Below are 6,424 nucleotides of genomic sequence, written 5' to 3' on the forward strand. Positions count from 1 at the left end.
CCCATCCGCACCATCAACTTCTCCGACCCCACCGACAAAGCCCGCCACGACCGGATCGTCGAACTCGTCAAACGTATGCTTGATCTCAACAAACAACTGGCCGAAACCAAGGAGCCCCAGACCAAAACCGTCCTCCAGCGCCAGATTGAAACCACAGACAGGCAAATTGACCGGCTGGTTTATGAATTATATGAATTGACGGAAGACGAAATCAGAATTGTGGAAGGGAGTTCAAAATAAAAGTCGGAAAAGGGAGTAAGAGTCAAGAGCAGACCCTATCTCTATTTCTGGAGGTATCTTTAGCATGTTATACGGCTTTCCGTATAACATTCCAAATGACAAATTATCCAGTTAGGAAACTAAAAATTGTTCGAATATTTTATACAAATCGTTTATTAATACCGCAGTTATACGGAACTATATAATCACTTGTTATCTTTAGAATGCCCTTTTTGAAAAGGAATAATAAATGCGGAAGTTAAATGTTTTTCTTAGTTCGGCGATGACCGGTGAACTTGACCGTGAAAGAGATGGAATCCGAATTTTATTTAAGACGGATTCAACTTTAAGGGAATTTTTTGAGTTATATGCAATAGAAGAGCATGCTAGTCCCCAACCAATTGAAAAAGCGTATACCAACGAAGTTAAAAATTCAGATTTATACATTTTATTATTGGACAAACAGCTTCGTGTTGCAGTTGAAAAAGAGTTTTTGGAGGCTCGCAACGCAAATCTAAAAATATTTGTTTACATTCGAAAAAGAACAGATAAACGAGATGAAAATTTAGCAGAATTCATAGGGCAAGAAGCTTACCAATTCCACTGTGGATCATTTAACGGGTCTATAGATTTATGCTCCAATATTAGGGGGGATATTCTATCAGACTTGATGCGAAAATATTCCGAAACAATAAGTGTAGAAAAGGAAAATCAAGAATATGTGGCTATTTCCTCGCGCAAGGAATATTTTGGAAGCAGTTTACGATATTATGACTATGACCTTTTAACGCGCATTTCACAAAGTGACAATTTTAAAGAAATGGACATAGACCAGTTAATTATACTCGCTACACTAAGAGCAGAGGAAACTGGAAATTTAAAGGAAGCCCTTCTAATATACGAAATAATCCTTTTAAGAGATCCAAACAATTGGCAAGCATACAATAACAGGGGCCTTATTTTGACTGAAATGGGGCATCCAGAGGATGCTCTTTTTAGTTACAAGAGAGCCCTAGAATTAAATGCCGAATCTCATGCAACACTTTATAACATTGGAATTTATTATCGGGATAAAGGTAGATACGACGAAGCTATTGAGTATTATAAAAAAGCTCTAAAAATCAAGCCGGATAAGTCCTCTGCTTTGGGGCATTTAGTAGGGATTTACTTTTTAAAAGAGGAATATCAAAAGGCACTTGTATACGCGGAAAAAGCTTACTCCTATGAAAAAGATGAAATTAATTTATCAAATCTTTGCATGGCACTTGGGTTAATAGGGAAAAAGGAAGAAGCATTAATAAAAACTGACGAGCTGAAAGGCACCAAATATCGTGAAAAAATTAGAGCATACATTTTCCATGCTGCCGGAGAATGGGAAAATTGCATAAAGGAAATAAACACATTTTTTGAATTGTGGAATTTTGATTATGATCTGTCCCTCAAAAAGGTGTATTGTTTAATAAACATGGACAAGATTGAAGAGGCAATAATCACCATAAAGGATGTAGAAAAGAAATATTATTTGCACCCATCCGATTACAACAACATCGGCTGGAGGCTTTATGAAAAAAGGTTGAAATTAGATTATTCAGCAGAACTTTTTCAAAAAGCTATAAAGGGCGATCCGAATTTACTTGCAGCTTGGAAAAATCTTCAGTGTGTTTTTGGAGAATTAGAAAAAGTTGAGGATGGACTTAAAATATCGGATGAAGCGATAAAATATTTTCCCAATGATCCTGGAATAATAATGAACAGGTCAAAGTTTCTATTTTTCTCTGGAAATATCCGTGATTGCGCTAGCTACCTAATTCAAGAGTTTTCAAAGATGTTTGGTGGTGAAATGCCGAGATCTCAAATCGAAGAAATGATAAACCAATCATTCTTTAATGCTGGAATAAAGGATATTGAATCCTTTGAAACGGTCTTTAGAGAGATGGTTACACAGTCTAAAAAATAAGATAACAACCGGATTAACTCTGATACAAAAAGCTGATGCTTTTTGTCCAGGTTATCCGAAGCGTTAGCCGTGAAGGATTACGAAATGACAGTAGATGCCCACGTGGTGAATTGCGGTGACTGTGGCCTCTTGCTGGACGAGGATACAAGCGCGCCACCGGAAACTCGTTTACCATGCCCTGTGTGTGGCTCTATGACGCGATCAATTCATGTAAACATCCACGAGACCATTACTATCAGTGAAAAATTGGGTATGAAGGGACGGCACGCCAGTGGAGGAAAACCATTTATAGAACAAGTTCATGGGACCGATTTGCACAGGGACACTGGAACCTGGCGGGATCTCAGCAGGGTCATCGACAGAGAGAACGATGTTTATCACGAGGTGATCAAAGACCCCACTACCGGCGAGGTCCTTCACGAATGCAAGGAACCGCTCTCAAAACATCGTGGTCATGGTGCCGCGAAGTATAACTCGGACGAAACGAAAGACGGCTAACCAGAATGCGAACCGGACACTTGACAGCGCCGATTGCACTCGCCGTTCTGCAAACAATCAATATGGAGTTATTATGAATAGATTGAGTAAAAAATTGCTGACCGTAATTCTGTTCCTGACAGCAATGCTAATATTTGGAGGCAGTTTTTCATCATATGCCGCTGATTTGCAGATGTTCTCCAATGCAAGATTGGTGAATAATCCAGCAAATGATGGGGACAGCTTCTTTGTGGAAGCAGGTGGAAAGTCTTTTCATGTAAGGCTTTATTTCGTTGATTGTCCTGAAACTTCTACCAGCTCTGAGAGTGACGCGCGAAGGGCACGGGAGCAAACACGATATTTCGGATTATCCCACGCTACACGTACCATTCATTTTGGCAATGAAGCAAAAGCTTTTGTTGAACGTATCCTTGCCAAACCTTTTACTGTTCATACAGCCTTTGCAAGCGCCCTGGGAAGGTCAGCCAAAGGCCGTGTATATGGGTTTATCATTACATCTGACGGAGATGACTTGGCGAGCCTGCTTGTTAAAAACGGCCTTGCTCGTGCTTACGGTATGGGCAGGAAAACGCCCAATGGCATCTCACGCGACGAAATGATAGAAAGACTTCGCGATTTAGAAACTTCGGCCATGTTGAAACGTATCGGCATTTGGTCGGAAAGTGATCCGGAACAAATTGCAGAATTCCGCGCGAAACAACGAAGTGAGGACCAGGAATTAAAGGACATACAGAGTCAGGTAAAAAAAGACAGATTTTCAGATGGCTTACTTGACCTAAACACTGTCAGCAAAGAAAAACTTATGTTTATCAATGGAATCGGCCCTGTTCTCGCTAAAAGGATTATAGCGGGGCGCCCCTATAAAACTGTAGATGATTTGCTCAAAGTGAAGGGAATTGGCCCAAAAACCCTTGAAAAAATTCGTCCCTATGTTGTGGTAGGTAAAGAGTAGAGGAGTGAGAAAATGGGGTCAGGTCTTGACGGCCTGTTGCCCAAACGAGTTTTGAAATATGATTCCTAAAAATGTTGCCGTGTGATTTTTTTTTGGTCAACACTATAAAAACAATCATGCCAGGCTCAACGAAATACCGTTTAGCCCGGAAAACCACCTGAATACTGCATCTATAACACTGTATTGAGTATGATTCACCTGATATTTCCAGACCTCCTCTGTCTGGACATTGCTCTTTGACATTCTATCCTTTGGTTGCCTTATAAGAATAGTGATGTTCTGGACGGCTGCTATAAGAAAGTCCTGGATTTCCATACGCCATAATCCTCGCCATCTTGCTCTCTTATAACCATATCTCGTTGACCAGGCAACGGAACTTGTCAATGAAAATGAGACACCTCCATTAAGAATTTAGTGTCGTAAAGGATCACTAATTTCTGGCATCGGTTTATTGATCCATGCTGCCGCTGGTAAAGCCATTGGTTTTGGCATCTTTCCCTTGAACCGCTCTGGATGTTTTGCAAAAGCATCATTCAAAACTGCCTGACGTTCTTTGATAATTTGTTCAGCCCGTCCGTAATGGACATCTTCCGGTGTGAGAAATCCGATTCCGGAATGGTAATGCTCGGTATTGTACCAGCCGAAAAAGTTCTGGCAGAATAACCTGCTGTCTTCGGGACAACCGAATCGTTCTGGAAAATCCGGCCGGTATTTAAGCGTTTTGAAATGGGCCTCCGAATAGGGGTTGTCATTGCTCACATAAGGCCGGGAAAGGCTTTTTGTGATCCCCAGATCAGCGAGCAGGAAAGCAACCGGTTTTGATGTCATACTGGGGCCCCGGTCGGAATGGATACTCAGTTGACTTGATTTAATCCCCTGTTTCTCACAGGACTGTTCAATCAGTTTTTTTGCCAATGTTCCCAGCTCCCTGGATGCCACCATCCAGCCCACAACATACCGGCTGAAGATATCGAGAATGACATAGAGGTAATAATAAGTCCACTTTGCCGGCCCCTTGAGTTTCGTAATATCCCATGACCAGACTTGGTTTGGTCGTTCTGCAAGCAGCTCGGGTTTGCTGTATATGGGGTGCCTAAGCTGGTTCCTTCTTTCCTTTACTTCCTTATGTGCTTCCAGAATTCGGTACATCGTTCTCACGGAACAGAGATAACTGCCGCCATCCAGAAGGGTGGCGTAAACCTCCTGTGGCGCTTTGTCGGCAAACCGTTCATCATGCAGCGTATCTCGAACCTGTTGCTGTTCGTAAGTAGATAGGGCTAACGGTGACAAAGGACGGATATATTCCTTTTCCAAATCCGCACCCTGATTCTTCCACCGGTAAAAACCGGCGCGTGAAACCACCAGGGCATCGCAAGACGGTTTGATGCCCACAGCTTTCGCCAGGGAATCTGTCAGGTTCATAAGCTTTCCCCTTCCTTCTGCTCCCGTAAGAGTTGGAAGATCTCGGCAATTTTTTTTTGAGCATCAATGATAAGCTCAGCTTTTTTCAGCTTGGCCTGCAGCTTCTGAATCTCTTTTTCCCGTTCTGTAATGCGGCGGATAGATGGATCAGGCTTCCGGGATTTGGGGCCTCTCTTCTTGGATGAAAGAGCATCTAATGTGCCTCTCTCTACTTGATGACGCCAGGCAGTCAAATTGGAAGAATACAGACCTTCCCTGCGCAGAAGGGCGCCAACTTGTCCCTGTTTTTTACAATCTGCGGCCTCCCTGAGGATACGACGTTTATACTCTGCCGTATAATTCCGGCGGCTTGCTTTCTCCGGTACCTCGGGATTGGGAACAACACTCTTCGTCCCTAACCCATGCAGGGTGGCAGTTGAGGAAATTCCAGTCGCCCTACGGGCTCCTTCCATTTCCTCATCTCTTACTGTAAGGTTCATAACTGCAACTTCTTTCTTTTCCATTTACTTTTCTCCTCCCCCGCCCTACACTAAACTATTGTTGGGGAAGTGTCTCACTTATATTGGCACAGAGGGAAATGACCTCTCAGATAAATCCTGGCGATGCTTAATATCTCTCCTTGCGTCTCTGCTCACGGCTTCTTTCAGAATTACTTCGAGCTCTTCCTGTCTTACGTGTCGTTTAAGAGATCGACCATCTTTGATGAACTCGTAAAAAGTCAGCCGGCCGATCTCCAGGAAAAACCGGCTGAAAATGTAGATTCGGAAAACTTCTTACCCAAATTACTCAAAAGAGCGCAATATTGTTCTTTCACATAGAAACATAGACGAGAAACACACCGATATGTCCATTCCTGGATGGGTTTTGGAGAGATTTTCGCCCTCCTGAACGCAGTTGCCCGGAAGATGTTGATGCCAACTGCCTTCAAGGTGGCGCAGAGACGCACAGCTTCCATACCCCGGACACGAAGGTTTTTAACACCTGTTTTTCTGTCATACTCAGACATGGTCGCTTCTACGCCTGCCCTCCACCGGTATTTGTCTTTGAATTCTTCGGTCTTCTCGCACGCCCTGCGCATGGCGATTCGCCAGACCTTGTCTTCATAGCGAAGATAATAATGTTTCTTCCCTGCCTTGACAGGGCACTTGTCTCTCTTTGGACAACTGTCGCAATGATCGATTTTAAATGCCGCTGTATGTCTGTTCTTCTTGTGCTTTACACTTACAGGGGCATGACCCTCCGGGCAGGAAATCACCTTCCCCTTTTCTGAAAAGGTGAAATCGGAAAGAGGTATGACATCCTCCTTCTGTGAACCCATTGTGGGAGCAATAACCTCTGTTCCAAGTTCCTTTGCAGTCTCGCAGTTATCATCGCTG

General features: G+C 43.1%; 6 protein-coding genes and 1 pseudogene. 4 read left to right on the forward strand and 3 right to left on the reverse strand.

Annotated features, from left to right (window positions below):
• The 4 genes from Q7J27_06470 to Q7J27_06485 all read left to right on the forward strand — a co-directional run.
• On the forward strand, window positions 1–240 hold a 240-nt coding region (locus Q7J27_06470), incomplete at its 5' end, for a hypothetical protein (protein MDO9528790.1).
• A 262-nt stretch (window positions 241–502) separates the two neighbouring features.
• A complete protein-coding gene (locus tag Q7J27_06475; GenBank protein MDO9528791.1) occupies window positions 503–2,176 on the forward strand; it encodes a tetratricopeptide repeat protein in 1,674 nt (557 codons plus the stop codon).
• Window positions 2,177–2,218: 42 nt separating this feature from the next.
• Entirely contained in the window at window positions 2,219–2,674 is a 456-nt protein-coding gene (locus Q7J27_06480) for a hypothetical protein (protein ID MDO9528792.1), read from the forward strand.
• A 73-nt stretch (window positions 2,675–2,747) separates the two neighbouring features.
• Window positions 2,748–3,626, forward strand: coding sequence for a helix-hairpin-helix domain-containing protein (locus Q7J27_06485; protein ID MDO9528793.1), 879 nt, complete (start codon window positions 2,748–2,750; stop codon window positions 3,624–3,626).
• A gap of 114 nt (window positions 3,627–3,740) precedes the next feature.
• Here the strand turns inward: Q7J27_06485 and Q7J27_06490 are convergent, their stop codons facing one another.
• From Q7J27_06490 to Q7J27_06500, 3 genes and pseudogenes are all read right to left on the reverse strand, one after another.
• The gene (locus tag Q7J27_06490) at window positions 3,741–3,941 is read right to left on the reverse strand and encodes a hypothetical protein (GenBank protein ID MDO9528794.1); all 201 of its coding nucleotides are present in this window, start codon (window positions 3,939–3,941) and stop codon (window positions 3,741–3,743) included.
• A gap of 96 nt (window positions 3,942–4,037) precedes the next feature.
• Window positions 4,038–5,473, reverse strand: a pseudogene (locus tag Q7J27_06495) (IS3 family transposase).
• A gap of 293 nt (window positions 5,474–5,766) precedes the next feature.
• On the reverse strand, window positions 5,767–6,424 hold a 658-nt coding region (locus Q7J27_06500; GenBank protein ID MDO9528795.1), incomplete at its 5' end, for a transposase.

It is taken from the genome of Syntrophales bacterium (genome assembly GCA_030655775.1).
Lineage (GTDB): Bacteria > Desulfobacterota > Syntrophia > Syntrophales > JADFWA01 > JAUSPI01.